The organism is Marinovum sp. PR37 (assembly GCF_028807375.1).
GTDB classification, from domain to species: domain Bacteria; phylum Pseudomonadota; class Alphaproteobacteria; order Rhodobacterales; family Rhodobacteraceae; genus Marinovum; species Marinovum algicola.
In genome coordinates, this window is record NZ_JARAML010000031.1 from 1 (window position 1) to 25,208 (window position 25,208).

General features: G+C 63.8%; 21 protein-coding genes. 5 read left to right on the top strand and 16 right to left on the bottom strand.

All coding sequences use genetic code 11. The features are described from left to right. From PVW49_RS20390 to glpD, 8 genes are all read right to left on the bottom strand, one after another. Positions 1-351: hypothetical protein (locus tag PVW49_RS20390; RefSeq protein WP_274591424.1), on the bottom strand; the 351-nt coding region annotated here is incomplete at its 3' end. Between the two features lie 711 nt (positions 352-1,062). After that, on the bottom strand, positions 1,063-2,784 hold the full coding sequence (locus PVW49_RS20395; RefSeq protein WP_274566116.1) for an ABC transporter substrate-binding protein: 1,722 nt from the start codon (positions 2,782-2,784) through the stop codon (positions 1,063-1,065). Between the two features lie 91 nt (positions 2,785-2,875). After that, the gene (locus PVW49_RS20400) at positions 2,876-3,148 is read right to left on the bottom strand and encodes a DUF2160 domain-containing protein (protein WP_048529114.1); all 273 of its coding nucleotides are present in this window, start codon (positions 3,146-3,148) and stop codon (positions 2,876-2,878) included. Between the two features lie 139 nt (positions 3,149-3,287). After that, entirely contained in the window at positions 3,288-4,175 is an 888-nt protein-coding gene (locus tag PVW49_RS20405) for a carbohydrate ABC transporter permease (protein ID WP_074837483.1), read from the bottom strand. Between the two features lie 115 nt (positions 4,176-4,290). Next, the gene (locus tag PVW49_RS20410; protein ID WP_048529116.1) at positions 4,291-5,160 is read right to left on the bottom strand and encodes a carbohydrate ABC transporter permease; all 870 of its coding nucleotides are present in this window, start codon (positions 5,158-5,160) and stop codon (positions 4,291-4,293) included. After that, entirely contained in the window at positions 5,160-6,236 is a 1,077-nt protein-coding gene (locus tag PVW49_RS20415; protein WP_274566115.1) for an ABC transporter ATP-binding protein, read from the bottom strand. Before PVW49_RS20415 ends, PVW49_RS20410 begins: the two co-directional genes overlap by 1 nt. Positions 6,237-6,248: 12 nt before the next feature. After that, on the bottom strand, positions 6,249-7,337 hold the full coding sequence (locus PVW49_RS20420) for an ABC transporter ATP-binding protein (RefSeq protein ID WP_048529119.1): 1,089 nt from the start codon (positions 7,335-7,337) through the stop codon (positions 6,249-6,251). A gap of 122 nt (positions 7,338-7,459) precedes the next feature. Next, on the bottom strand, positions 7,460-9,055 hold the full coding sequence (gene glpD, locus PVW49_RS20425; protein ID WP_274591425.1) for a glycerol-3-phosphate dehydrogenase: 1,596 nt from the start codon (positions 9,053-9,055) through the stop codon (positions 7,460-7,462). Between the two features lie 260 nt (positions 9,056-9,315). On the opposite strand from glpD, the gene PVW49_RS20430 reads away from it, so the two are divergent. Then, entirely contained in the window at positions 9,316-10,080 is a 765-nt protein-coding gene (locus tag PVW49_RS20430; RefSeq protein ID WP_274566113.1) for a DeoR/GlpR family DNA-binding transcription regulator, read from the top strand. A 22-nt stretch (positions 10,081-10,102) separates the two neighbouring features. Here PVW49_RS20430 and PVW49_RS20435 read toward each other — a convergent pair whose 3' ends face one another. Beyond that, positions 10,103-11,617 carry a malonate--CoA ligase gene (locus tag PVW49_RS20435; RefSeq protein ID WP_274591426.1) on the bottom strand — a complete coding sequence of 505 codons (1,515 nt, stop codon included), beginning with the start codon at positions 11,615-11,617 and terminating at the stop codon, positions 10,103-10,105. Positions 11,618-11,620: 3 nt separating this feature from the next. Then, positions 11,621-12,880, bottom strand: a complete 1,260-nt coding sequence (locus tag PVW49_RS20440; RefSeq protein ID WP_274591427.1) for a malonyl-CoA decarboxylase — start codon at positions 12,878-12,880, stop codon at positions 11,621-11,623. A gap of 172 nt (positions 12,881-13,052) precedes the next feature. On the opposite strand from PVW49_RS20440, the gene PVW49_RS20445 reads away from it, so the two are divergent. Together PVW49_RS20445 and PVW49_RS20450 are read left to right on the top strand one after the other, a co-directional pair. After that, a complete protein-coding gene (locus PVW49_RS20445) occupies positions 13,053-13,712 on the top strand; it encodes a GntR family transcriptional regulator (RefSeq protein WP_274591428.1) in 660 nt (219 codons plus the stop codon). 165 nt (positions 13,713-13,877) lie between these two features. Further along, positions 13,878-15,260 carry a Na+/H+ antiporter NhaA gene (locus PVW49_RS20450; protein ID WP_074837489.1) on the top strand — a complete coding sequence of 461 codons (1,383 nt, stop codon included), beginning with the start codon at positions 13,878-13,880 and terminating at the stop codon, positions 15,258-15,260. 52 nt (positions 15,261-15,312) lie between these two features. Here PVW49_RS20450 and PVW49_RS20455 read toward each other — a convergent pair whose 3' ends face one another. Continuing rightward, complete coding sequence (locus PVW49_RS20455; RefSeq protein WP_048529132.1) at positions 15,313-16,956, bottom strand: hypothetical protein; 1,644 nt, start codon at positions 16,954-16,956, stop codon at positions 15,313-15,315. A 194-nt stretch (positions 16,957-17,150) separates the two neighbouring features. Here PVW49_RS20455 and PVW49_RS20460 point away from each other — a divergent pair, with 194 nt between their 5' ends. Together PVW49_RS20460 and PVW49_RS20465 are read left to right on the top strand one after the other, a co-directional pair. Continuing rightward, the gene (locus PVW49_RS20460) at positions 17,151-17,810 is read left to right on the top strand and encodes an ABC transporter ATP-binding protein (RefSeq protein WP_048529134.1); all 660 of its coding nucleotides are present in this window, start codon (positions 17,151-17,153) and stop codon (positions 17,808-17,810) included. After that, positions 17,788-19,569 (top strand): capsule biosynthesis protein, encoded by a 1,782-nt coding sequence (locus PVW49_RS20465; RefSeq protein WP_274566109.1) that lies wholly within the window; start codon positions 17,788-17,790, stop codon positions 19,567-19,569. The genes PVW49_RS20460 and PVW49_RS20465 overlap by 23 nt, the downstream gene beginning before the upstream one ends. 70 nt (positions 19,570-19,639) lie before the next feature. On the opposite strand, the gene PVW49_RS20470 is transcribed toward PVW49_RS20465, so the two are convergent. The 5 genes from PVW49_RS20470 to mreC are packed head-to-tail and all read right to left on the bottom strand — an operon-like array spanning position 19,640 to position 25,100. After that, the gene (locus tag PVW49_RS20470) at positions 19,640-20,569 is read right to left on the bottom strand and encodes a 2-hydroxyacid dehydrogenase (protein ID WP_274591429.1); all 930 of its coding nucleotides are present in this window, start codon (positions 20,567-20,569) and stop codon (positions 19,640-19,642) included. Continuing rightward, positions 20,566-21,714 carry a rod shape-determining protein RodA gene (gene rodA / locus PVW49_RS20475; RefSeq protein ID WP_048529139.1) on the bottom strand — a complete coding sequence of 383 codons (1,149 nt, stop codon included), beginning with the start codon at positions 21,712-21,714 and terminating at the stop codon, positions 20,566-20,568. Before rodA ends, PVW49_RS20470 begins: the two co-directional genes overlap by 4 nt. Continuing rightward, positions 21,714-23,654, bottom strand: a complete 1,941-nt coding sequence (mrdA, locus tag PVW49_RS20480; RefSeq protein WP_274591430.1) for a penicillin-binding protein 2 — start codon at positions 23,652-23,654, stop codon at positions 21,714-21,716. Before mrdA ends, rodA begins: the two co-directional genes overlap by 1 nt. Then, on the bottom strand, positions 23,651-24,187 hold the full coding sequence (locus tag PVW49_RS20485) for a hypothetical protein (RefSeq protein WP_048529142.1): 537 nt from the start codon (positions 24,185-24,187) through the stop codon (positions 23,651-23,653). Before PVW49_RS20485 ends, mrdA begins: the two co-directional genes overlap by 4 nt. Next, positions 24,180-25,100: a rod shape-determining protein MreC gene (mreC, locus tag PVW49_RS20490; RefSeq protein ID WP_274591431.1), complete on the bottom strand. Its 921-nt coding sequence runs from the start codon at positions 25,098-25,100 to the stop codon at positions 24,180-24,182. The genes PVW49_RS20485 and mreC overlap by 8 nt, the downstream gene beginning before the upstream one ends. Positions 25,101-25,208: the final 108 nt, after the last annotated feature.

Below are 25,208 nucleotides of genomic sequence, written 5' to 3' on the forward strand. Positions count from 1 at the left end.
GGGCTCCGGTCGCGGTTGGATGAAAGTTCCGTGGCAGGTCATGACCAACATGATGAGCGAAAGCAGCAACCCTAGCTCGACAAGCACAAAGGAGAGTGTCACCATTAGCCCTAGGATAAATACAACTGCAGCAACAACGCCGAACCGGTACGACCCATGGTCCCTGCGGCTGAATCTGTCCTTCTGATTGACTACAATTCTGGCAAGCTCGGGGTCTTTATCAGCAAGTCGCCGCAAGGAGTCTATCTCATTGGCGTGAAGGTGAAGATTGTCTATGTTGAGGACGCGGGTTTCGCCTGCGCCCTCTTGTTTGTCCGTCGAATTTTCGGGGTCAAGAGGCTCGTTTGACATGCCAAGTCTTGTTGCAGCGCACCAAAACTACGGACCGCTTTTCACTCTTCATATCTTGGCCTTCGACGCGCACTTGGCTACGGTCTCCGAACATTGATCCCGCAGCGTTGCGCAGGTGCTTAAGGGTTAGAGTGTCATCAAAACCCTTCTTGAAGTGCTTCCTGCTAAGTGTAACCGACATTTTCTCCACCCCGCATTTTCATGCTTTTCCTCAATATAGGATTAAACCCCACCTTTAGCCAAGGCATGACAGAAATGTGTTCACGAATGGTTACGCTCTCGCCCGCTACCAGAAACCCGAACTCGCCACCACCAAAGGCGGGCTAGCAGGAAACGAGCGGATATCAGAGCACTTGAATGCGGTCCCCTCCGCGTTGCGCTTGTCGCCGCAGCGAATGGGCTGGCTGTTGGTGGCCTGCCGAATCAGCGCTGCGCGGAAGGCGCGCAGATCGAGAATCCACCAGCTATCGAAGCATGTGCTTCTGCTGAGCGCGTGCCCGTAAATCACCCGCTCGCCTTTGCCGGTCACGATTTTGGATAGTTCTGTTTCACCGCCATATGCCGCTTCGGTGCGGATGGTGAATACATGCGGGTATCGCCGGAATACACGCGAGGCGCCGCCGGACAGGTCGGCGGGGCCATGTCCATTCGGGCCGGTCCGGCCGCAGGCAATTGGCCGAGGCCCCGAAGGGCCCCGGCCGGAGAGTCAGGTTACTGCCAGGACTTGATCAGCTCGTCATAAGCGATCGTCTCGGGCTCTTCGTCCTCGTTCTGAAGCTTGGCATAGGGCGCGCCATCCTGGCTCAGCCAGTGTGACGGTTCCATTTCCTCGTTCATGACCGGGCCGATGTCGCCCTGGATGCCGGCACGTTCCAGACGCTCGAGCACGCGCTCCTGGTCGGCGCAGAGGCTGTCGAGCGCTTCCTGCGGGGTTTTCGCACCGGACATGGCGTCACCGATGTTCTGCCACCAGAGCTGTGCCAGCTTCGGGTAATCCGGCACGTTGGTGCCGGTGGGCGACCACGCGACACGTGCGGGCGACCGGTAGAATTCCACCAGACCGCCCAGCTTGTCGGCACGTTCAGAGAAGCTGTCGTGCTGGATCGTCGACTCGCGGATGAAGGTCAGACCGACATGCGCCTTCTTGACGTCCACGGTTTTCGAGGTGACGAACTGGGCATAGAGCCAGGCCGCCTTGGCACGGTCGACCGGGGTCGATTTCATCAGCGTCCAGGAGCCCACGTCCTGATAGCCGACCTTCTGGCCGTCTTTCCAGTAGACGCCATGCGGCGAGGGGGCCATGCGCCATTTCGGCGTGCCGTCCTCGTTCATCACCGGCAGGTCGGGCTCGACCGTGGCGGCAGTGAAGGCGGTGTACCAGAACATCTGCTGCGCGACATTGCCCTGCGCCGGGATCGGGCCGGCCTCGGAGAAGGTCATGCCGGCGGCGGCCGGGGGCGAGTACTTCTCGAGCCATTCGATCGCCTTGGTCACCGCGTAGACGGCGGCAGGCGCGTTGGTGGCGCCGCCGCGTGCGACGCAGGAACCGGTGGGCTGCGAGTTCTCGTTCACCCGGATGCCCCATTCGTCGACCGGCAGGCCGTTGGGCTCTCCGACGTCGCCCATGCCGGCCATCGACATCCAGGCATCGGTGTAGCGCCAGCCGAGGCTCGGGTCTTTCTTGCCGTAGTCCATGTTGCCAAAGACTTCGCCATCGACACCCATGTGGCTCAGGTCACGGCCGGTAAAGAATTCGGCGATGTCCTCATAGGCCGACCAGTTGACCGGAACGCCAAGCTCGTAGCCGAACTGTTCCTGGAAATCGGCCTTGTTCTTCTCGTCGTTGAACCAGTCGTAGCGGAACCAGTAGAGGTTGGCGAACTGCTGGTCGGGCAGCTGATAGAGCTTGCCATCGGGCGCGGTGGTGAACTGCGTGCCGATGAAATCGTCGAGATCGAGACCGGGGTTGGTCACATCCGCGCCTTCGCCGGCCATCCAGTCGGTCAGATTGCGCGCCTGCTGATAACGCCAGTGGGTGCCGATCAGGTCGCTATCGTTGATGTAGCCGTCGTAGATGTTCTCGCCCGATTGCATCTGGGTTTGCAGCTTCTCCACGACGTCGCCTTCGCCGATCAGGTCATGGGTGACCTTGATGCCGGTGATCGCGGTAAAGGCCGGGGCCAGCACCTGGCTTTCGTATTCATGGGTGGTGATGGTTTCCGACACCACCTTGATCTCCATGCCGGCCATCGGTGCGGCGGCATCGATGAACCACTGCATCTCGGCTTCCTGATCGGCGCGGCTCAGCGACGACAGATCACCGATTTCGCTGTCAAGGAAGGCTGTTGCCTCTTCCATGCCGGCGAAGGCGGCGCTCCCGAGCAATGACAGGGCCATTGCCAGGGATGTGGTTGATTTCAACTTCAAGTTCATAATTTTCCTCCCAATTGTAGGAACTTGGTTGCTTCGAAGACGGCGCCCTGTGGGGTTTCTCAGGTCCCCTCGGGGCGTCGCCGGTTGCCTGTTACACCCAGCGGAACACCGCTGCGGCATAGATCAGGCAGACGATCAGCGCATAAGGTTGGTTTGCGCCGACCAATCCAAGCCAGGCCAGATTGATGAAGGCCGAGCCGAGAAGGGTGATGAAGAGGCGGTCGCCCCGTGTGGTTTCGATCCTGAGGATGCCGGTGCGCGGCGTCTCGGGAAACTTGATCGCGAGGATCGTGAAGGTGATGAGCAGCGAGGCGATGACCATAAAGAAGATCGCCGTCGGCCAGGTCCATGCCATCCAGTCCATTAGTTGTCCTCCCCTGCGATAGATTTGAGAATTGCGCCTTCGTTCCCGGGTATGATCTGGGGGCATTTGGCCGCCCGCGCGGGTATCATCCACCCGCTGGACCCGGGGGTGACATGCGAAGGGTTAAGGAAACTTTGCATCACACCCTCCCCAGGGCAAAGCCCTTGGCGATGTAGTTGCGCACGAAGTAGATCACCAAGGCGCCGGGCACGATGGTCAGCACCCCGGCGGCGGCCAGCACGCCCCAGTCGATCCCGGCGGCGCCCTGCGTCCGGGTCATGATGGCGGCGATCGGCTTGGCGTCGACGGTGGTTAGCGTCCGCGACAGAAGCAGCTCGACCCAGGAGAACATGAAGCAGAAGAAGGCCGCCACACCGATGCCCGAGGCGATCAGCGGCATGAAGATCTTCACGAAGAACTTCGGAAAGCTGTAGCCGTCGATATAGGCGGTTTCGTCGATCTCCTTGGGTACGCCGCGCATGAAGCCTTCGAGGATCCAGACCGCCAGCGGCACATTGAACAGCGTATGCGCCAGCGCCACGGCGATATGGGTGTCGAAGAGCCCGACCGAGCTGTAGAGCTGGAAGAAGGGCAGGGCGAAGACCGCCGGCGGCGCCATACGGTTGGTCAGCAGCCAGAAGAACAGGTGCTTGTCGCCCATGAAGTGATAGCGGCTGAAGGCATAGGCTGCGGGCAGGGCCACAACGAGGCTGATCACCGTGTTGATCGTCACGTAGATGATCGAGTTGACGTAGCCCAGATACCAGGCCGGATCGGTCAGGATGGTCTGGTAGTTGGCCAGCGTCAGGTTGCGCGGCCAGAGGGTGAAGGTGTTCAGGATCTCCGAGTTGGTCTTCAGGCTCATGTTCAGCAGCCAATAGATCGGCAGCAGCATGAACAGCAGATAGAGCGTCATGACGATCAGCGAGCCGTTGGGCCGGAACTTGCGGCGGGTCTTGGTGGCGGTGCTGTCGGTGACGTTGCCGGGGATCGAGGCCGCGCCGGGGGCAGAGGTGGTATCGGTCATTGCAGCGGTCCCTTGTTGCTTGCGGCGTTCTCGGGCTTGACCCGGGGAACTCTTGGCTGGGAGGCCCTCGGGTCAGGCCCGAGGATGACGGTGACTCTGTCGGGAAAACCCATCCTTAGCCCTCCTGTTTGTCGAGGTTGGTCATCACGGTGTAGAACACCCAGCTGACCAGAAGGATCACGAGGAAATACATGATCGAGAAGGCCGCCGCCGGACCGAGGTCGAACTGTCCCAGCGCCATTTTCACCAGGTCGATCGACAAGAGCGTGGTGGCATTGCCGGGGCCGCCGCCAGTGACGACGAAAGGCTCGGTATAGATCATGAAGCTGTCCATGAACCGGAGCAGGATGGCGATCATCAGCACGCCCATCATCTTGGGCAGCTCGATGAAGCGGAAAACTTTCCAGCGGCTGGCCTGATCGATCTTGGCCGCCTGATAATAGGCGTCGGGGATCGATTTCAGCCCGGCAAAGGCCAGCAGGGCCACCAGCGAGGTCCAGTGCCAGACATCCATCACGATGATGGTGATCCAGGCGTCCAGCGTGTCCTGCGTGTAGTTGTAGGAGATGCCGAGCGCATCCAGCGTATAGCCCAGCAGGCCGATATCGACGCGGCCGAAGATCTGCCAGATGGTGCCGACCACGTTCCACGGGATGAGCAGCGGCAGCGACATCAGCACCAGGCAGAAGGACGACCAGAAGCCGCTTTTCGGCATATGCAGCGCCACGTAGATGCCCAGCGGGATCTCGATCGCCAGAATGATGGCCGAGAACATCAGCTGCCGGCCCAGCGCGTTCCACATCCGTTCGGATTCAAGCATCTCGGCGAACCATTCGAGCCCGGCCCAGAAGAACTGGTTGTTGCCGAACGTGTCCTGCACCGAATAATTGACGACGGTCATCAACGGGATCACCGCCGAGAACGCCACGAGGATCAGCACTGGCAGGACGAGAAACCAGGCCTTTTGGTTGACTGTCTTTTCCATTATGCGGCCTCCCCCGGCACCCGCCAGTCATTGGCGTAGACGTTCACGAAATCGGTATCAAAGACCACGTGGGTCATGTCGGCGCTGACGTCGTCATCCTCGTCGGCGATGATGTTGATGTCATGGCCAAAGACCTCGGCCCGCACCAGCTTGTGGCGGCCGACATCCTCGACCCGGCGCACCGTGACCGGCAGGCCCTCGGTGCGGCTGAGGCGGGCGAATTCCGGGCGCACGCCCAGCTCGACCTTGCCGCTGAGATCGCCGTAACCACGCTTGAGCCGCAGTTCGGTGCCCTCGATATGGGCGGTGGCGCCGTTGACCTCGGCCGGGATCACGTTCATCCCCGGCGAGCCGATGAAATAGCCCACGAAAGTATGCTCCGGCGTCTGGAACAGCTCTTCCGGGGTGCCGATCTGCACCACGCGGCCGTCATACATCACCACCACCTTGTCGGCGAAGGTCAGCGCCTCGGTCTGGTCGTGGGTCACATAGATCATCGTGTGGCCGAAATCGTGGTGCAGCTTTTTCAGCTGGGTCCGCAGCTCCCATTTCATATGCGGGTCGATCACCGTCAGCGGCTCGTCAAAGAGCAGCGCGTTGACGTCCTTGCGCACCATGCCGCGGCCGAGCGAGATCTTCTGCTTGGCATCGGCGGTCAGGCCTCGGGCGCGGCGGTCGAGCATGTGCTCCATGCCGATCATCGCACCGATTTCCTGCACGCGTTCGGCCACATAGGCCTCGTCTCGTCCGCGGTTGCGCAGCGGAAAGGCCAGGTTGTCGCGCACCGTCATGGTGTCGTAGACCACCGGAAACTGGAACACCTGCGCGATATTCCGCTCTGCCGTCGGCGCGTCGGTGACGTCGCGGTCGTTGAACAGGATGCGGCCCTGGCTGGGGCGCAGCAGGCCGGAAATGATGTTGAGCAGGGTGGACTTGCCGCAGCCGGACGAGCCGAGCAGCGCATAGGCGGCGCCGTCCTGCCAATCGTGGTTGAGCTCCTTCAACGCGTAATCGTCTTCGGATTGCGGTTTCGGTAGATAGGAATGCGCGAGGTTGTCGAGCGTGATCTTGGCCATGGGTCGATCTCCTCAGGCTGCCAAGGCATAGGCGGCAGGCGCGATCAGCTTGCCGTCTTCGCCAAAGATGTAGACGTGACGCGGATCGAGCCAGACATCGAGCCTTTCGCCGCGTTGCAGATCGTGCACGCCGTGGATCAGCCCGACCCAGCGCTCGTCGAAGTGATCGAGGTGCACAAAGGTTTCCGAACCGGTCAACTCGGTCACTGACAACCGCGCCGCGAATTGCATCGCATTGTCGGAATGTTTCCTGATTTCCAAGTGGTTGGGGCGGAAGCCGGCGGTATAGCGGCCATCGGGCAATTGCGTCAGTTGGCCACTGGCCTGCGCGCTCTGGCCTTCGCCGAATTGCAGCTCGTTGCCGGATTTGGTGACATCGAGGAAGTTCATCGGCGGGTCCGAGAACACCCGCGCAGTGGTGGCATCGACCGGTTGACGATAGACCTCGGGGGTCAGGCCGAACTGTGTCACCCTACCTTCCCACAGCGTCGCGGTGTTGCCGCCGAGCAGCAACGCCTCTTCCGGCTCGGTCGTGGCATAGACAAAGATCGAGCCCGAGGCTTCGAAGATCTTCGGAATCTCGACCCGCAGCTCTTCGCGCAGCTTGTAATCGAGGTTGGCCAGCGGCTCATCGAGCAGCACCAGGCCGGCGTTCTTGACCAGCGCGCGGGCCAGGGCGCAGCGTTGCTGCTGGCCGCCGGAAAGCTCCAGCGGCTTGCGGTCGAGCATCGGGGTAAGCTGCATCAGCTCGGCGCTTTCGCGCACCCGGCGGTCGATCTCCTTGGCATCGGCGCCCATCAGCTTCATCGGCGAAGCGATATTGTCGTAGACGGTCATCGACGGGTAGTTGATGAACTGCTGATAGACCATCGCGACCTTGCGGTCCTGCACCCGCATGCCGGTGACGTCCTTGCCCTCCCAGAAAATCTGACCGGTGTTGGGCACGTCAAGACCGGCCATGAGCCGCATCAACGAGGTCTTGCCCGATGATGTCGGCCCGAGCAGTACGTTCATCGTGCCGTTTTTCAGCGTGAGATCGGTGGGGTGGATATGGACCTGACCCTCAACCGATTTAGACACGCCTTTCAATTCCAGCGTCATAGCGCTTGTCTCCTCCCTGGTTCGCCGTGGTGGCGGCGGACTGGCGGTATCCGCTCAGCCCGGTAATCTGTCGTGCCGCTTGTGGCCGGTTGGGCGGGGTCCGCCGTCCGGCTCTTTGAATGTTAAGCGGCAGCCGTGCTGGATCGACGGTTTTCCGCCATCCAGTCGTGTAGGTTTTCAATCTCGGCTTCGCTCATGCGCAGGCCAAGCTTGTTGCGCCGCCACACCACGTCTTCCGCGGTGCGGGCGTATTCACGGGTCATCAGCCAGACCACCTCGGTTTCGGTCAGCGTGGCACCGAAGTCGCGGCCGAGATCCTGGGCCGTCTGCGCCGCGCCCAGCATGACGGCCGCGTCGGTGCCATAGGCCCGCACCAGCCGGCGCGCCCAGAAATCGGTGAGAAAGCCGTATTGCGATTGCAGGTCGGCGATCATGCGTTCGACGCCATCGACCGGGAAATCGCCGCCGGGCAGCGGCACGCCCGCCGTCCAGGGGCCTTTGCCGACGTTCAGGTGGCTGTCGATCTGCTCCAGCGCGCTTTCCGCCAGCCGGCGATAGGTGGTGATCTTGCCGCCAAAGACGTTGAGCACCGGCGCGCCGCCTTCGGCATCGACCTTCAGCGTGTAATCCCGCGTCGCCGCCGTGGCGCTCGAGGCGCCATCATCATAAAGCGGCCGCACGCCGGAATAGGTCCAGACGATATCGTCCCGGCTGAGGGCCTTGGCGAAATACTGGTTGGCAAAGTCGATCAGGTAGCGCTGTTCTTCCTCGGTGCAGACCGGTTTTTGCGACGGATCGGGGTGATCGGCATCGGTGGTGCCGATCAGGGTGAAATCGGTCTCATAGGGGATCGAAAAGATGATCCGTCCGTCGGTGCCCTGGAAGAAATAGCATTTGTCGTGGTCATAGAGCCGTCTGGTCACGATATGACTGCCGCGCACCAGGCGCACGCCCTCGCGCGAATTGATCCGCACCTTGGTCTGGATGATATCGCCGACCCAGGGGCCGCCCGCATTGATCAGCATGCGGGCGAGGTGGGTCTGAATCTCGCCGTTTTCGGTGTTTTGCGTTTCCACGCGCCACAGGTCACCCTCGCGCACCGCAGAAAGCACCTTGGTCCGGGTCAGGATCCGGGCGCCCCGGGCTTCGGCATCGCGGGCGTTGAGCACGACAAGCCGCGAATCCTCGACCCAGCAATCGGAATATTCATAGGCCTTGTCGAACCGATCCTGAAGCGGCGCGCCTTCCTTGCTGTCGTTCAGCGACAGGGTTCTGGTGCCCGGCAGGATTTTGCGCCCGCCCAGATGATCATACATGAAAAGCCCGAGACGGATGAGCCAGGCCGGCCGGCGACCTTTCATCCAGGGCATGAAAAGCCCGAGCAGCCGGGACGTCGGCGTTTCCGATTCAAACCGCATATCCTTATGATATGGAAGGATAAAACGCATGGGCCAGCTGATGTGCGGCATCGCGCGCAGCAGGGTCTCGCGTTCGATCAGCGCCTCGCGTACCAGCCGAAACTCGAAGTATTCCAGATAGCGCAGGCCGCCGTGAAACAGCTTGGTCGATGACGACGAGGTGGCCGAGGCGAGATCGTTCATCTCGGCCAGGGTGACGCTCAGCCCGCGGCCGGCGGCGTCGCGGGCAATGCCGCAGCCATTGATGCCGCCGCCGATGACGAACAGGTCTGTCGGGCCATCTGTGTCGTGATGCGACAACGCGGTTCTCCCTTCACGCTTGTTGCCTCAGTTCTGACACAGGGATGCGCGTTTTTCAACGGTTTTGTTTTCGTTAGTGTTCGATTTCGCGCAAAGCTCTGTCAAACATGGGGATCTTCCCCATGTCAAAGCGAAAACGGCCCCGGTATCCGGTCGAATCCTGGGCTTTGTTGTTGTCAGTCTTGCGGTTTTGACGGTATGTTACGTAGATGTCCTCCGGTCGGCATTCGATTGAGGCATATCGAAAGGAAACGAAAAGAATGTCGCAAACTTTTCGGCATCCGGAAATCCTTGAAATCGCCCGTCGTGAAGGCAAGGTCACCGTCGAAGATCTGGCCGAACATTTCGGCGTCACCTTGCAGACCATTCGGCGCGACCTGTCCGACCTGGCCGATGCCGGGCGACTCGAACGGGTGCATGGCGGGGCAGTGCTGCCCTCAAGTACCACAAATATCGTTTACGAGGAACGTCGCTCACTCAACCCTGCGGCGAAACTCGCCATCGCCCGCGCCTGTGCCGCGCGCATTCCCAACGACATCTCGCTGTTTCTCAACATCGGCACCTCGACCGAGGCGGTGGCGCAGGAGCTGCTGCATCACACCAAGCTGATGGTGGTGACCAACAACATGAATGTCGCCAATATCCTCGCGGCCAACCCCGATTGCGAGATCATCGTCACTGGCGGCCATCTGCGCCGCACCGATGGCGGGCTGGTCGGCAATCTCGCCACCGACACCATCAGCCAGTTCAAGTTCGACCTGGCCGTCGTCGGCTGTTCGGCGCTGGATGCCGATGGCGACATGATGGATTTCGACATCCAGGAGGTGAGCGTGAGCCGCACCATCCTGCGCCAGTCGCGCAAGACCTTTCTGGTGGCCGATCACACCAAGTTCGCCCGCACCGCCCCGGCCCGGATCGCGTCGCTGGCGGATGTCGACAGCTTCTTTACCGACAAGGCGCTGCCGCGCGATCTTGCCGCCGCCTGCCGCAGCTGGGGCACCGAAGTGGTGGTGGCCCAGGCCTGACGGCACCGGGGCAGGGCAAGACTCAGCCGGCGAACATGTCCTTGTAGCTGTCGCGCAGCAGGTTTTTCTGCACCTTGCCCATAGTGTTGCGCGGCAGGTCGTCTAGCATGACCAGGGCCCGCGGATGCTTGAACCGCGCCAGTGCCTGCTGCACCGCCTGCATCATCGCCTCGGTGTCGGGGGCGGCGCCTTTCTCGGGCACAATCACCCCCAGCACGGTTTCGCCGAAATCGGGATGCGGCACGCCGATCACCGCGCTTTCCAGCACGCCGGGCTGGTCGTCGAGCACCAGTTCGATTTCCTTGGGGTAGATATTGTACCCGCCGGAAATGATCAGATCCTTGTTGCGGCCGACGATGTGGACATAGCCGTCAGTGTCGATCCGGCCGAGATCGCCGGTGATGAAAAACCCGTCGTCGCGCAGCTCTGCCGCGGTTTTCTCCGGCATCTGCCAATAGCCCTTGAAGACATTCGGGCCGCGCACCTCGATCTGGCCGATCTCGCCGTCGGGCAGGGTCTTGCCGGTCTCGGGATCGGTGATCTTGAGCTCGACGCCCGGCAGCGGAAAGCCCACGGTGCCGGCGCGGCGTTCGCCCTCATAGGGGTTCGAGGTGTTCATGTTGGTTTCGGTCATGCCGTAGCGTTCGAGGATGCGGTGGCCGCTGCGGCTCTCGAACTGGACGTGGGTTTCCGCCAGCAGGGGCGCGGAGCCGGAAATGAACAGCCGCATATGCGCCGTAAGATCGCGGGTGAAACGATCGTCGTTCAACAGGCGGGTGTAAAAGGTGGGCACGCCCATCATCGCCGTGGCCTCGGGCAGACCCGCGATCACCTGGTCGAGATCGAATTTCGGCAGAAAGATCATGCTGCTGCCCGCCGCCAGAGCGACATTGGTGGCCACGAAAAGACCATGGGTGTGAAAGATCGGCAGCGCATGCAGCAGGACGTCATCGGCGGTGAAACGCCATTCCTTCACAAGGGTTCGGGCATTCGACAGCAGGTTGGCCTGGGTCAGCATCGCCCCCTTCGAGCGCCCGGTCGTGCCCGAGGTATAGAGAAAGGCGGCGAGGTCGTCGGCCGTGCGCGGCACCGTGGCAAATTCTGCCGGCATGGTGCGGGCCTTATCCATCAGGCTGCCGCTGCCGTCGCCGTTCAGGCTCTCGATCCGGGCGCCGAACTGTCCGGCCATCGGGGCGAGGGTCGCGTCGCTCCTGCCGTCACAAACGATCAGCGAAGCACCGCTGTTTTCGATGAAATACTGAATCTCATCGGCGGTATAGGCGGTGTTGAGCGGAAGAAACACCAGCCCCGCCTGCGCGCAGGCGGCATAGAGCGCCAGCGCCTCGGGGGATTTCTCGATCTGGGCCGCCACCCGGTCGCCGGGCGCCAGCCCCAGATCGGCCATGACATTGGCGATCCGCGCGGCGCTCTCGAGAAAGGCGCCGTGCGTGATGACCTGCCCGTCGGCAAGCCGAAGGAAAGGGGTGGATTTGCCGGCATGCGCGCCGAACAGACCATCGTAAAGGGGGTTCGCCATGGGTCAGCTTTCTTGGGTCGTAGTAAGATCTGCGGCATCTGCCAGCGCCCTGACGTCTTTTGCCGCCATGACCTCTCTGGAGATGACATAGGCGTCGTGGTTCGCTTCGACGCGGGCGAGATCGTAGAGGTAGTTCACCATTGCGCCGCCGGATTGCGCGCGGCCCTTGTCAGAGGTGTCGGCATCGGCATGGACCGCCTGAACGATGGCGCCATTGCCAAGGTGAAAGCGGGCGACCGGATCAGAGGGCAGGCCGCCGCGGGATTTGGCGTGAAGCAGGTAATGCGCAGCCAGCGTCTTCATCCGCGTCGGGTCGTCGACGCTCCAGCTCAGGCTTTCCTGGTCGAGCCAGCGGGTCAGGCCGGGGATCGGCGACAGGGTGACAAATGTCCTGAGCCCCGGCAGTTCTGCCGCCAGATCGGCGACCACCTGCTTGATCAGGGAATTGCCGAAGGAAATGCTGGCCAGCCCCGCCTGGCAATTGGAGATCGAATAGAACACTGCGGTGTCGGCCTCGGCTGCTGGCAGGGGCAGGCGATCTTCGGCCAGCAGCGCCTGCACCGAACCGGGGATGCCGGTTGTCAGCGCCACTTCGACAAAAATCAGCGGCTCATCCGGCATCGCCGGGTGAAAGAAGGCAAAACAGCGCCGGTCGGTCGGCTCGAGCCGGCGGCGCAGCTCGGACCAGCTGTCGATGGCATGCACCGCCTCATGGGCGATGATCTTTTCCAGAATATGCGCCGGGCTTTCCCAGCTGATCGGCCGTAGGACCAGGAAGCCGCGATTGAACCAAGAGGCGAAGAGGTGGCGGAAATCCAGATCCAGTGCCGCAAGCTCCGGTTCGGTCCCCCCGAGCCGCAAGAGATCGGCGCGCATCTTGACCAGTTCGCCGGTAGCGCCCTGAACCCGGTTCAGGCGCCGGATCAGCTCCTGCCGGCGCGGTTCGGCCGCCTCGGCAAAGGCGCGATAGCTGGACTTTGACGGGGCGCGTTCGTACGCGTCGAGCCGGGTGCGGACCGCTTCGGGATCGATGTTCATCGAGCTGGCGAGAAAGCGGAAGAACTCGAGCTTTCGATTGTCGTCGAGCGCGCCGAAGCGGGCCAGGATTTCGCTCGCCAGCGCCAGCCCCGAGGTCTCGCTGGCCGATCCGACCAGCGCCATGGCCAGGTCTGTCAGCGGACGGCCATCCTCGGCCGCTATCGGCGCGTCACGGCGGTAGCGTCGTTCAAAGACGGTGGACAGAAGGTCCGCCAGCAGGGTCATGCCACAACTCCCCTCACGCGGCCGGCCGGACGCGGGGCAGCCGGCCATGGATGTCGGACCCGGCAGGGCCGGGACAGCCGCAGCCAACCATACGATGTATTTCAGGTCAAGATTTTTGTATACAAGACGGGCATTCTTGCGTTCGACGTGCCGGCGCGCCTATACAGATAACATGGAGCAACGGCGTGCCGATACCATTGCGGAAGCGCTCGAAGAGCGGATTTTCGACGGGACCTATTCCGATGGCGACCGTCTGGACGAGGTGCGTCTGGCCGAGCAATTCGGGGTCTCGCGCACGCCCTTCCGAGAGGCCTTGCAGCGGCTGGCCCGTTCCGGGCTGGTCGAACTGGTGCCGCGTCGGGGCGCCTTTGTGCGCCAGCCGGGGCCTGTCGAGCTGATCGAAATGTTCGAGGCGATGGCCGAGATCGAGGCGGTCTGCGGCCGCCTTGCCGCGATGCGCATTTCCGACGAGGCCCTGGCGGCGTTGCAGGATGCCAATGTGAAATGCGAGGCCGCCGTCGACTGTCAGAACCCGGATGGCTATTACACCGAGAACGAGCGGTTCCACCGGGTCATCTATGAGCAATCCGGCAACAGCTACCTGACCACAGAGGCCAACGAGTTGCACCGGCGCCTGAAACCCTTTCGTCGTCAACAGTTGCGGCTGCGCGGCCGCATGGCGCAGTCCATGGCCGAACACAAGGCCATCCTCGACGCGCTGGAGGCCGGCGACCCGGTGGCGGCGGCCGAGACGCTGCGCGGCCATGTGGCGATTCAGGGCGAAAAGTTTCACAGCCTGATGGCCACGCTCAAGCGTGTCACCGAAGTTTAGGCCAATGGTGACCCCGAAGCTGGAACGTGCCTGTTCGATGCAATGGCTCGGATTGTCAAAACGCATTTGAAAGGCTTGCAGGCCGATTTCGCCCGGCTTGCGTTGCGGCGCGGGGGTATTTGAGGTACGTCGAAAACCACAAACAGGGGAAGGGCCGGGGAAGACATGTATCGCGTCTGGAATTTTCTGACCAATTATTCGCTGCTGTTGATCTTTGGCGCCTTGATTGCGCTGGTCTGGGCAAATCTGGACCTGATCGCCCCGGTGGCGGGCGATCCGCACTACTGGGCCGACACCTACCACTACTTTGTCGATTTCGTGATCTGGGATCACGCGCCCATCGGGGAATATCACGCCGCCGAAATCGCCGCGAGTGATCCGGCCTTTGCCGAAATGGTGGCCGCCGGCGCCGAGGTGTACACCGGGGCGGATGGCGCGCAATTCGTCTTTGGCGAGGGCAGTCGCACCCTGACGCTGCACTATCTGGTCAACGATCTGCTCATGGCCTTCTTCTTTGCCATCGCCGCCAAGGAAGTCTGGGAAGCGGTGATCCTCGAGAACGGCAGCCTGCGCGGCAAGAAGGCCGCCACGCCGCTCTTTGCCACCGCCGGGGGCATGTTCGGGCCGATTGCCGTCTATCTGGGTCTTGCGGCCGTCATGGGGTCGGAGACCTACAGTGCCGTGGCCAATGGCTGGGCGATTCCCACCGCGACCGACATCGCCTTTTCCTATCTGATCGGGCGGCTGGTCTTTGGCGCCGGTCACCCGGCGGTGCGGTTCCTGTTGCTTCTGGCCATCGCCGATGATGCCGCCGGGCTGATCATTCTCGCGGTCTTTTATCCGTCGGGCGAGCTGGCGCCGGAATGGCTGCTGCTGTCGCTTGGCGCCGCGCTGGCGGTCTTTCTGCTGGCCAACTGGCTGCCGCGCCGGCTCGACCAGGGCAATCAGGACCGGCCGGCCTCGACCTGGGTGCGCAAAACCCTGTCGTTCTGGCCCTATCTGCTGGCCGGTTGTGCCAGCTGGTACGGTTTCATGATGTCCGGCCTGCACCCGGCGCTTGGGCTGCTGCCCATCGTGCCGACGATCCCGCATGCCGATCGCGCCTTCGGCATCTTTTCCGAGGCCGAGCAATATCTCACCGATCTGCTGAACATGATCGAACATGCGCTGAAGCACCCGGTCGAGATCGTCCTGTTCTTCTTTGGCCTGTTCAACGCCGGGGTCGAATTCTCGTCGATCGGGCCGGCGACCTGGCTGGTGCTGGCCGGGCTCTTGATCGGAAAGCCGGTGGGCATCCTGTTGTTCGGCTGGGTCGCGGCCAAGCCGCTCAAGCTGGGGATACCGCAGGGTATGCGGATCATCGATCTGGTGGTGATCGGCTTTGTCGCGGCGATCGGCTTTACCGTCTCGCTCTTTGTCGCCTCGGTCGCCTTCAATGCCGGGCCGGTGCAGGATGCCGCCAAGATGGGCGCGCTGTTCAGCTTTGCCGCCGCGCTGGTGGCGATTGCCTCGGGCAAGATCTTCCGGGTGGAAAAGCAGAACCTCTGAGCCGGCGGCTGGCTAGGGACAGAACACCGGCGCGGGTCTCCGCGCCGGTTTTTTATTCGCTGAAGGCCCCGGCCCGGCGCCAGCCATCGATCAGGATCTCGAGGTTTCGCGGGCCGGCATAGGGGTAGGTCTCGCGGACATAGGCCTCGGAAAATTCTGGCTGGACCTCGCGCAAAAGGGCCAGAGCCTGGGCGGCGAGCTCTGGTTCGCCGCAGGCGCCGAAGGTCGTCACGCACCGCTGCAATCCGCGGGCATAATCGGGAGCGATGGCCAAAAGGCTTTTTGCCGCCTCGACCGCGCCGTCGCGGTCGCCGGTAAAGCACCGGCAGCTGGCAAGCTGGCCCAGGGCCGCCGCGCGGGCCGGATATTCGGGATTGAGCCGAAAGATCAGGCCGATGTGTTCCAGCGCCTCCTCGGGCCGGTCGAGCCACTCCAGCGCGCAGGCCAGCCCGTGCCGCGCCAGCGAGGCAGACGGGTTGAGCCGCACGGCCTCGGCGCTGTGATATTCGCCCGAGGCATAGTCGTGGTGGCCGAAAATGCGCGCCAGCCCGAAATAGGCATGCGCCTCCCAGTTGGTCGGATCCGCGGCCAGTGCGCGGCCGGCAAAGTCGAGCGTGGTGTCATAGGCGGCGGGGCGGTCGTCGGTCCAGCCCAGCAGCGCCCGGCGAAACCAGACCCGCGCCAGCCGCGCCAGCGCCGGAGAAAATTCCGGGTGCTGGCGCAGCACCTCCTGCATCAGCTGTTCCTGCGCGGCGTTGCTCTCGGGCGTGCCATAGCCTTCGCCGCCGGTGCGGTTGATGTCGTCGGCCTGCGCCATGACCTGCCATGGCCCGATCGACACGGGATGAACGCGGGCGATGCGGCTGGTCTCGGCATGGGCGATCTCTGGCTCGAGTTGGGCGACGATGGCGCGGCTGGCCTCTTCCTGAAAGGTGAAGATATCGTCGAGCTGGCCATCCACATTACGCGACCAGCAGGTGCGGCCGGTCTCGGTTTCGGTCAGGCCGACCGAGATTTTCACCCGATTGCCGAGGCAGAGCAGGGTGCCGCTGACCGCATAGGCGGCCTCGACCTGGGCCGCCGCCGTGCGCAGATCGATCTCGCGCGCGGTTTTCCAGCCGATGGCCTCTGGCCCGATCACCGGAAACCAGCGCCAGTAGGACAGCGTAGTGCGCAGATCGTCGGCCAAGCCAAGCGCGATCATGGCGTCCTGCGGGCCTTGCGACAGAGCCTCGAAGGCAAAGAGCAGGACAGCCGGGCGGGTCAGGAACCGCCGGTCGGGGGGCGTCGCGGGCGCAGGATCGGCGCGGCGCCTTTGGCGAAGCCAGTCCTCGAAGCCTTCGGACGCAAGATCGAATCCGGCGAGAAACGCGCCGCCGCCCGACGCAATCTCGACCCTGGCCGGATCGAGCCAGACATGCTGCCGGCTGGCCTCGAGCAGACCGTCAGGCAGGGTCCGCCGCAGCACCGACAGCTCCTGCCGCAGCGAGGCGCGGGCCTGTTCCTCGGATCGGTCGCTCCAGAGCAGATCGGCCAGAAACCCGCGTTCGGCCCGCATGTCACGTTGTTGCGACAGATAGGCCAGAAGCGCCTGGCCGCGCCGCGACAGCCCGGCCAGCGCGTCGCCGTCGGCGCGCGCGGCAAAGGTGCCGGTGAGCGTCAGGTGCAGGACCGAGGCTGTGGCGGTTGTGGGCATGGAACAACAATAGGCGATTCCGCGCCGTTCCGGCGACAATTTTCGCCGCAGGGCCGGGTGCTTGGCGCGATACCCCATGCGGGGAGTTGATACAATTGGCCCATCTGGGTCATAATATGACCAAAATCGGTGTCTAACAGTGCTTTAACCAACCTCTATTAATTTGAGGCGAGCAGACGCCGGGGCCAGATCAGATGCTGGAATTCGATAACGTGAGCAAGTCCTTCTGGACTGGAACACAGCGCAAGGTGATCCTTGATCGCGCCTGCTTTCGCGTGGACCTGGGCCAGTCGCTGGGCATCCTCGCCCCCAACGGAACCGGCAAGACGACGTTGATCAAGATGATGGCGGGGCTGGAAAAGCCCGACGAAGGCGAAATCCGCCGCGGCTGCCGCATCTCGTTTCCGCTGGGGTTCATGGGGGGCGTGGTGTCGAAGCATTCGGCGCATGAGAACGCCCGCTACATTGCCCGGCTCTATGGTCTCGATCCCGATTATGTCGAGGCCTATTGCCGCTGGCTTTGCGGGCTGGGCGAATATTTCGACCAGCCGCTCGGCACCTATTCGTCGGGCATGAAAGCGCGGTTCACATTCTCGCTGATGCTGGCGCTCGATTTCGATATTTATCTGATCGACGAAGGCATGCCAAATTCGACGGACGTGGAGTTCAACAAGAAAGCCGCCGCGATCCTCGCGGAACGGCTGCGCACCACGACCATCATCATTGTCTCGCACCAGCCCAAGGTGCTAGAAAAGTTCGCCCGCAAGGCCGGTGTTTTGTTGAATGGCCAGTTGCATATGTTTGAAACCTTGGAGGAAGCGAAGCAGCTCTATGACTACGAAACCCAAGGCTAAGAAATTTCGGGTTCGGCGCGCACGCCCCGGCGGAGCGCAGGAGATGGTGGGGCCGGAAGGTATCTCTTCGCCGCCTCCCGCGCGGCCCGGCGCGTCCGAGACCGACACCCTGATCGGCCAGATCCGCGCCCTCCGGCAGGAGGAACCCTCTGGTGATGAAACCGAGGCAGAGCCCCGGTCAGAGGACACGGCCGATGCCGCGACCAGTCGCAATATCAGGACCGGCGCCACCATTGCCCGGATCACCGGCGGCAAGCGCGCCGATCCGGCGGCGCTCTCGCGCGAGGGCGAGGTCTCATCGGCGGCCCAGGTCGCCGGCGAGACCGACATGGAGGCGATCCGCAAGGAAGGGCTGACCGGGCGCCAACTGCGCATGGCGCGGCGCATGTCGCAGAAGCACGGGCTGGCGGTGACCAGCGATTTCGACGCCGTGCGCCAGCTTCGCCAGCGGGGAATCGACCCGTTCCAGCGCTCCAACATGCTGGAGCTGGTGGTGCCGGCGCAGGGGAATGAGCCGGCACCGGGCAAGGACACCAAGGTGCAATTGCCGCAGACCGTCCCGGCCCCGGGCAAGAACCTGCCCTCAACCGAAACCAGCAACCCGATGGACCGCCGCATTCGCGAAATCGGCGATATCCAGAAAGACATCGCCAAACGCCGGCGCCGCAAGTCCATATTGCTGCTGTCGCGGCTGGCCTTCTTTGTCGGCCTGCCGACGCTGATCTGTGGCTGGTATTTCTACAATGTGGCGACGCCGATGTATGCCACCAAGTCGGAATTCCTGATCATCGCCAATGATGGCGGAGGCTCTTCCGGGATGGGCGGGCTGCTCTCGGGCACGCAGTTTGCCACCAACCAGGACGCCATCGCGGTGCAGAGCTATCTGATGTCCAAGGACGCGATGCTGCGGCTCGATCAGGATGTCGGTTTTCGCAGCCATTTCAGCCAGGACTGGATCGACCCGATCCAGCGGCTTGATGACACCGCCTCGAACGAGGACGCCTACAAGCTTTACAAGAAGAACATCGAGATCGGCTATGACCCGACCGAAGGCGTGATCCGGATGGAGATCGTCGCGGCCAACCCCTCGGTCAGCGCGCAATATACCGGTGCGTTGATCGAATACGCCGAGGATCGGGTCGACAGCCTGTCGCAGCGCAAGCGCGAGGATCAGCTCAAGGGCGCCACCGAAGCGCTGGAAGAGGCTGAAACCGCGCGCCGCGAAGCGCAGTTGCGGCTGGTGGAGTTGCAGCAGGTGTCGCAGGTGCTCGACCCCGAGGGACGGATCGCCTCGTTGCGGCAGCAGATCGGCAATGTCGAGGTGCAGATCCAGGAGCGCGAGTTGCAATTGCAGGCGCTGCTGGACAATGCCCGGCCCAACCAGGCCAAGGTCGAAGGCGCGCGCGGCGATATCCGCCGGCTTCGCGGGCTGCTCGAGCGGTTGCAATCCGACATGACGCAGGCCTCCGAAGGCGAAAATTCTCTGGCGCAGTTGTCCTCCGAAATCCAGATGGCGCAGGCCGATCTGGCGACGCGCGACCTGATGTTGCAGGAAGCGCTGACCTCGCTCAGCCAGACCCGGCGCGAGGCCAATGCCCAGGTGCGTTATCTTCAGACCGCGGTCGCGCCGGTGCCGTCGCAGGATCCGAGCTATCCGCGCAAGTTCGAGAACACCATCCTGGCGTTCCTGATCTTCGGCGGCATCTACCTGCTGATCTCGCTGACCGCGTCGATTCTGCGTGAACAGGTGTCGAGCTAAGCGCGCCAGTCCCGGCGATGCGTGGCGGGCTCGCAATCCGCGATTCCCGCGCTTTGGAACCAACCGCCGGTCAATACCCGGCGGTGCGATCCACCAGATGCAGGAAGGGCTGCCCCGCCTCACCGCGCAGGATGTTCTCGGCGATCACCCCGGCGCCGCTTGCGGCCCGGGTTTCCGAGGCCACATGCGGCGTGACGGTGACACCGGGATGCGCCCAGAACGGATGGTTCTTGGGCAAGGGCTCCTCGCGAAAGACGTCGAGCGTGGCATGGCCGATCTGCCCGCTGTCCAGCGCCGCCAGAAGTGCCTGATCATCGATCAGCGGGCCGCGCCCCGGGTTGACCACGAATGCGTCCCTGGCCAGGAGCGCCAGCGCGTCGGCATCGAGGATGTTCTCGGTCGCCGGCGTGTCGGGCAGCAGCAGCACCAGGATCTCGGCCCCGCGCAGCGCCTCGGCCAGACCGTCATCGCCGTTCAGGGTACGGACCCCGTCGATCTCTTTCGGCCGGCGGCTCCAGCCAGTGACGGCAAAGCCCACGCCGGCCAGTTTCTGTGCCACCTCGGCCCCCAGGGCCCCGAGCCCCAGCACCGTCACCCGGCGCTCGGAGGCCAGCGGCGGCGGCGCCCAGTGCCAGTCGTGATCGGGGTTCACGATATGGGCGTCCATGCCGAGGTGATGGCGCAGGCTGTGGCCCAGCACATATTCCACCATCCCCTCGGTCAGCCCGCCGCCGACCATCCGCGCCAGCGGCTGGGTCAGGGTCTGGTTGCCGACCACCGCCTCGACCCCGGCCCAGGTGTTCAGCACCGCTTTGCAGCGGGTGAAGGGCGTGAAATCCTGCAACGCCGAATCCGGCGCATAGACGATGTAATCCACCACCTCCGGCGCCATGTCCTGCGCCAGCGCATAGCCGAGCCCGGCCTGATCTAGCGCGGCGCGCAACGGTGGCGCCCAATCGTCCCAGCGATCGGGTCCGGCGGCGAAAAGGATGTTGGTCATATGGCCCCGCGTGGTCTGTGAACATGTGCCGATTGCACCAGCCCGAAGCCGATCATCAGGATCAGCATCGCAGAGCCGCCATAGCTCACCAGCGGCAGCGGCACGCCCACCACCGGCGCCAGCCCCATGACCATCGACATGTTGACGGCAAAGAACAGGAAGAAGGTCGTCGCGATGCCCAGCGTCAGCAGTGCCGCGAAACGGTCACGGTTCTGCAAGGCCGAGGTGACGCAGAAGGCGATGATCAACGCATAGAGCCCGAGCAGAGAAAAGGCGCCGACAAAGCCGAATTCCTCGGCCAGGGTGGTAAAGATGAAATCGGTATGCTTCTCGGGCAGGAAGTTCAGCCGCGACTGCGTGCCCTGCATGAAGCCGCGCCCGGTCCAGCCGCCCGATCCCAGTGCGATCTTGGACTGGGTGATGTGATAGCCCGCGCCCAGCGGATCCGTCGACGGATCGAGAAAGGTGTCGATGCGGCGGAATTGGTAGTCCTTGAGCAATTGCCAGTCGGTGCCCCGGCTCTGGAACACTGCCGTCACCAGCCCGCCCGCGGCGGCCAGGACGGCGGCGAAATAGGCCCAGTGCACGCCTGCCATGAACATCACCAGCCCGCCGCCGGTCATCAGCAGAATGGCGGTGCCGAGATCGGGCTGACGCAGCACCAGGAAGGTCGGAAACAGCACCATGAGCACCGGCAGGATCACCCAGAAGGGGCGCGAGGTCTTCTTGATCGGCAGCCAGTCGTAATAGGCGGCCAGCAGCATCACCAGGGTGATCTTCATCAGTTCCGAGGGTTGCAGCCGCATGAAGCCGACGTCGATCCAGCGCTGGGCGCCCATGCCGGTGACACCGACGAATTCCACCGCCAGGAGCAGCACCACCGAGATGCAATAGGCCACCACCGCCATGTTGCGCCAGAACCAGATCGGCACCAGCGCCACGATCAGCATCAGCACGAACCCCAGTGCGAAGCGCTTCATCTGCGGTTCCGCCCAGGGCGAGAAAGAGCCGCCGGCCACGGAATAGAGCATCAGAAAGCCGATCGCGGCAACCGAGGCCAGCAGGATCGCCAGCGGCCAGTTCAGGTAGAATATCTTGCGCGGCCCCGAGGGCACATGTTTGACGTTGTACTCGAGATACGACATCAGGCCTCTTCCTGGCCCGGGGCGGCTGGCGTCCGGCGCTCGCGCGCCAGCCGCTCTTGCTGGGTCTTGATGCGACCCCGGTCGGCGCTGGGATAGGCGTCAAGCGGCGGATCGCCGCCGTAAAGCGCCTGAAGCGTCACGTCACGGCCGATCGGCGCGGCGGCGCCGGAGCCGCCGCCATGTTCGACCACGGTCGCCACCGCGATGCGCGGCGCCTCGGCGGGGGCGAAGTTGACAAACAGACCGTGGTCGCGCCGCTCCCAGGGCAAGTCCTCGTTGCGGGTAACGCCGCGGGCGCGTTCGGCGGCGGTGATGTTGCGCACCTGGCTGGTGCCGGTCTTGCCGGCGATCCGCACGTCTTCGGCCACCGACCGATAGCGATAGGCGGTGCCGCGCCGATTGTTCGAGACCTCGAACATCGCCTTGCGGATCTGGCGCAGGTGGTTCTCGTTGATGCCGAGGCTTTCGCCCCCGCGCGAGGGCTCTTCGACGCCATCGATCCGCTTGATCAGTCGTGGCGCGACGCTGCGGCCGGTGGCCAGCCGCGCCGTCATCACCGCCAGTTGCAGCGGCGAGGTCAGCACGAAACCCTGGCCGATCACGGCGTTCACCGTGTCGCCGACCACCCAGTCGGCGCCGCGGTTGACGAATTTCCAGTTCTTGTCCGGCACCAGCCCCTTGGTCACCGCCGACATCGGCAGGTCATGCACCTCGCCCAGTCCGAGCCTGCGGGCCATCTCGGCGATCTTTTCGATGCCGACCTTGATGGCGAGGTCGTAGTAATAGACGTCACAGCTTTCGCGCAGGCTTTTCTCGAGGTTCATGTGGCCATGACCGGCACGTTTCCAGCAGTGGAATCGCCGGCCCGAGACCTCGAGATATCCGGGGCACCAGACGGTTTCGGTGGGGGTGATCAGCCCGGCCTCCATCGCCGCCAGGGCGGCAGCCATCTTGAAGGTCGAGCCCGGCGGATAGGCGTCCTGCACGATCTTTGAGGCCAGCGGCCGGTGGTCGTTCTCGCGCAGGACGCTGTAATCGGAGACGGAAATGCCGCGCACGAACTTGTTGGGGTCGTAGGATGGCGAGGAACAGGCGGCGAGCACATCGCCATGCTCGAGGTCAAGCACCACGACACTGGCGCTTTCCTCGCCCAGCCGCGCGGCGGTGTAGTTCTGCAACTGACTGTCGATGGTAAGCTGCACAGAGGCGCCGCTGGTGCCTTCGCGGCGGTCGAGTTCGCGCATGACGCGGCCAACGGCGTTGACCTCGACCCGCTTGGCCCCGGCCTTGCCGCGCAACACCTCTTCGAGCTTGGTCTCGACGCCGACCTTGCCGATCTGAAACCGCGGAATGCGCAGCAGCGGCGGCGGATCGGCGTAATGCGCAAGATCGCGTTCGGAAACCGGGCCGACGTACCCCACGACATGTGCCAGATCGTGGCGCAGAGGGTAATGCCGCGACAGGCCCACCTCGGGGGTGACCCCGGGCAGGGCGGGGCCGTTGACGGCGACGCGCGAGATGTCTTCCCAGCTTACCCGGTCGGCCACGGTCACCGGCAGGAACGGCGCCGAGCGCTTCATCTCGGCGCGGGCCCGTTCGACCTCTTCGGGATCGAGATCGACTAGTTGGCCCAGGCTGTCGAGCACGGCGTCGATGTCGCCGGCGTCCTCGCGCACCATGGTGATGCGATAGGCCGGCGCATTGGCCGCCACGGCCACGCCGTTGCGGTCGAAAATCTCGCCGCGCGCCGGCGGGATCAGCCGGATGTTGATCCGGTTTTCTTCCGCCAGAAAGCGGAACTGATCGGCCTGATCGACCTGCATGTGGCGCATCCGCCAGCCCAGCAGGCCGACAAACCCGGCCTGAAGCCCGGCGACCACGAGGCCCCGGCGGCTTATCTTGCGGGCGCTTTCCAGCGTGTCCTTGGGCGGGCGTCTCATGTCATCCTCCCGGCGGCGAGTTCGGCGTTGCTGCGGGCGCGCACGCCGAGCAGCCACTCGGAGGCCAGCGCCACGACGGGATAGATGGCCACGGTAAAGAGCACCTGCAAGAGCGACAGCCCCAGAAGCGGCCGCGGCAGCATGAAGAGAGTGAGCGCCACCCGGTAGGCCAGCGCCACCGCAAGGATGGTGAGCGCGACAAGGATCATCTCGGCCAGGAACCCGGCGTCGCGCAGTCCCGGGCCGCGCTTGCGCATGGCTTCGCAGGCCAGCACGACAATGGCCGCCATCAGCCCCGGCGGGCGCTGGAAAAAGAAATCGGTCAGCAGGATCGCGGCGGCGACAAAGACCGCCGGCACATAATCGGGGCGGCGCAGCGACCAGGCCAGGCAGAGCGCCAGCAGCACGTCGGGCGCGGGCCACCGCACCGGCCCGGTTTCGAGCGGCAGCAGCCGGAAAAAGACCGTGGTCAGCGCCAGGGCGAGGAAGGTGAGGCGCATCAGCCAGAGCCGCGAGGCGGTGTTGTCAGCCATCGACCGCCTCCCCGGTGTCCTGCGGCGCCTCTTCGGCCAGGTTCTCCTCTGTCTCGGGGGGCACCACCAGATCGCCGGCGGTGTCGACCGCAGGCGTGCCGTGATCGCGCAGCACCCGGAGGAATTCGAGCCGCTCGATATCGGCCGAGAGGCGCACCCGCAGGCGGCCGCCCGGATCCTTGGCGACCTGCCCGATCACCAGCCCCGGCGGCAACACGCCGGCATCGCCCGAGGTGATCACCCGGTCGCCGGGGCGCACCTGGTCGGCGTCTTCGAGAAAGTCGATCGGCGGCACCATGGAATTGTCGCCCACCACCAGCGCCTTTTGCCCCGACGGCTGGATCAGCGCCGGCACCTTGGACGAGGTGTCGGTGAGCATGATCACCCGGCTGGTGCGTTCGCCGACGCCGGAGATGCGGCCGACCAGCCCCAGCCCGTCCATCGCCGCCCAGCCATCCTGAATGCCGTCGCGGTTGCCGACGTTCAGCAACAGCGACTGCCGGAAGGGCGAGCCGCTGTCGGCCAGAACCACGCCGGTGACATAGGTCAGCTGCGGATCAAGGCGCACATTGTTGAGATCGAGCAGGCGGGCGTTCTCCTGTTCGAGTTGCAGCGCGGCTTCCTTCCAGCTCTTCATCTGCTGCAATTCGCGGCGCAGCTCCTGGTTCTGGGCGTAGAGCGATTGATAGGACTGGAAATCGCGGATCAGGTTGACCGTGGCGGTGACCGGCGCCATCGCCCAGGAAAAGCCCGGCATCACCCGGTCGACCACCTGGGCGCGAAACCGTTCGACCCGTGGGCTGTCGATCCGCCAGAAAATGAAAACCCCGATCAGACAGAGCAGGATGACAAAGGTCACCAGCCGCCGGAGCGGGCCTGCGTAATCCTCCTGATGCGCGCGATCTCGGGCCAACGCGGCGTCTCCGGTCTCTGGGTCAGTCCGTCATATCACGGCCGGGCCGGCGCAATCCAGACGCGGCCGCTTCACGATTGGCGAAGGGTGGGGGCGCTCCCCACCGCC